General features: G+C 31.4%; 1 protein-coding gene. It reads left to right on the top strand.

Annotation, left to right across the window (positions count from 1 at the left end; translation table 11 throughout):
• Nucleotides 1-459: alpha/beta hydrolase (locus H964_RS09030; RefSeq protein ID WP_039766868.1), on the top strand; the 459-nt coding region annotated here is incomplete at its 5' end.
• Nucleotides 460-522: the final 63 nt, after the last annotated feature.

Below are 522 nucleotides of genomic sequence, written 5' to 3'. Positions count from 1 at the left end.
AAAAGAGAAAGAACTTTTATTGGTGGTTTATCAATGGGAGGTTACGGTGCTCTTAGAAATGGGCTTAAATATAACAAGAATTTCATAGGTATAATAGCCTTATCATCAGCACTAATAATTCATAAGATTGCAGGCATTCCTAAGGATTATAGAAATGCTTATGCAAGTTATAACTATTATAGACGAGTATTTGGAGACCTAAACTCTTTAATAGGTAGCGATAAAGATATAAATGCCTTAATTACTAAGCTAAAACAAGAAAAAGGTAGTATTCCGAAAATATACATGGCATGCGGCAAAGATGACTTTTTGGTTCAAGAAAATAGAGATTTATTTAACTTTTTGAAAAATGAAGGTATAGACGTGGTTTATGAGGAAGATGAAGGTGGACATGACTGGGATTTTTGGAACAAATATATCGCAAATGCTTTTGAGTGGATGAATAAGGTTTCTGACTAAATCTTCACAAACCTTGTTTTAAGTTTTACAAATAAATTTGGGGATGAATTAGGTTTTTTTAAC

The organism is Caldicellulosiruptor sp. F32 (assembly GCF_000404025.1).
Taxonomy (GTDB): Bacteria; Bacillota; Thermoanaerobacteria; order Caldicellulosiruptorales; family Caldicellulosiruptoraceae; genus Caldicellulosiruptor; species Caldicellulosiruptor saccharolyticus.
The sequence above is the reverse complement of the archived record's forward strand: the minus strand, read 5'-3'. Positions and strand labels throughout refer to the sequence as shown.